The following is a 1,762-nucleotide window of genomic DNA, read 5'->3' on the forward strand; positions in this document are numbered from 1 at the left end:
GGCTTTGCTGTCGAACTTCCCGCCGGCGTGGAGCACCGTCATCACGACTTCGAGTGCGCTTTTGGTCTTGAATTTTGGATGTGGACCGATCGGGATGCCGCGTCCGTTGTCTGTCACCGACAGGAAACCGTCCGCATCAAGGCGGACTTCGATGAAGGTCGCGTGGCCGGCGACGGCCTCGTCCATGGAGTTGTCGATGACCTCCGCGAAGAGGTGGTGCATCGCCCGTTCGTCGGTGCCGCCGATATACATGCCAGGGCGGCGGCGCACGGGTTCGAGGCCCTCAAGGACCTCGATGTCGCCTTCGTTGTAGTCTGAGGCGTCCCCCGATTTGCGGCGGGCGGCTTTGTCATTCATTTTGGTTTCCAGGTGGGCTGTATCCAAGTCGGCGAAGAGATCGCTTTGTGATCGGGCCATGCGCGCGTTCCCTCGGTGAGAGGTCCCTTTTGAGGACGTCCGGCCCGCGGCGGACGCGGAACGAGGGCGCGGGCCCGAATCTGGTGGTAGCATTGGTCGCGTCAGGTCGCACGGATGGAGCTGGCAATCAAGCTGCGACAGGGACACAGCGCGGGGCGTGTGTGTTGTCCACACCAATTAAATCAATAACTTGATAGCAGCCATTGATTGAGGCCAAGGCCAAGGATCAGCAAGACGGCGAGGCGGTAGAGGCGGACGTGGAAGCCACGCTGGCCGAGATAGTCGCCGGCCGCGTAGCCGACGGTGAGGATGATGGCGAACAGATATTTGACGGTCTCTTTGCCGCCGGCGCCGTCGTAGGAGGCCGTGGACGCTTCGGGATCGTGGCCTAGAAGAAAGATGATCGCGAGGACGCCCATGATGGCGAGGCTCGGCCAGGTCATGCCGTCGAGGAAGCCCCAGCGGCGCTGGAGCGGCGTGCCCGAGACGATTGTGGAGATGCGGGCGCCGAGACCGATGAGGGCGAGAAAGGCTGCGAGCGCGATGGCGGCCTGGAGATGTGTGTGGGGGTAGAAGCCGATGGTGTCATAGTGGGTGAGCCAGAAGTTGGACGTGACGGTCATCCACCAGCCGAGGATGTCGATGAAGGGGCGCGACAACGGCACGGTCCAGGCGAGTTGGGAGAAGACGGTCAGGGCGGCGCCGGCCATGCCGAGGAGGGCGATGCTTTCGCGCAGGAGCCAGCCGCCCAGTGAACCGGCGGGGCGGGCGGTATTGGTTACGGGCGATGGGTTTGGCGGCTTCGATTTCGGAACGCGTGGGCGCGTGCGCGGTTCTGTTGCGGGGGGGACGGTTGACGCCTCTTCGATGCCTCCTTCTTCGCCGTCCTGGTCATCACGATCGTCGTGATCTTCCAGGAGGAGATGCGCCACATCTTCGAGGGCAACTGGATCTACTTAGCGCATGAGAGCCAGATCCCGAACAACAACGACTATTTCACAACCACCATGGGCCGCCAGCCCATCTTCATTGCCCGCAACCGCCAGAGCGAGTTGGGCGCCTTTGCCGGCATCAGTCGCGAAAACATCAATCGGCAGCTTGGCGCCTGGGCGGATTCGGGCATCGTTTCGCTCGAAAACGGCCGCGTCAGGGTGCTGGAACGAGACGTTCTGGAAGAAATCGCGATGGCGGCCGAGTAGCGTACCGGTCTCACGCCGCCTCCGGGTCCCTGCGACCCGACCCGGCGCGGCGCTTCAGACGCAGCGCTTCTAACTGCTCAACCGCCACCGCCAGCAAACCGCCGGACGACCTGCGAACCGGGCTGCGGCAGAAGCTCTACATCGCC

The 1,762-nt window shown here is 63.4% G+C and carries 3 protein-coding genes; 1 reads left to right on the forward strand and 2 read right to left on the reverse strand.

Annotated features, from left to right (window positions below):
* Positions 1-357 (reverse strand): ATP-binding protein (locus RMO04_RS00545; protein ID WP_309642849.1); only part of this gene is annotated, 357 nt, incomplete at its 3' end.
* Positions 358-599: 242 nt separating this feature from the next.
* Entirely contained in the window at positions 600-1,349 is a 750-nt protein-coding gene (locus RMO04_RS00550; RefSeq protein WP_309642847.1) for a hypothetical protein, read from the reverse strand.
* Between RMO04_RS00550 and RMO04_RS00555 the strand changes: the two genes are divergently transcribed.
* Entirely contained in the window at positions 1,341-1,616 is a 276-nt protein-coding gene (locus RMO04_RS00555) for a helix-turn-helix domain-containing protein (protein WP_309642848.1), read from the forward strand. The genes RMO04_RS00550 and RMO04_RS00555 overlap by 9 nt on opposite strands.
* Positions 1,617-1,762: the final 146 nt, after the last annotated feature.

This window comes from Phenylobacterium sp., assembly GCF_031412415.1.
Classification (GTDB): domain Bacteria; phylum Pseudomonadota; class Alphaproteobacteria; order Caulobacterales; family Caulobacteraceae; genus Phenylobacterium.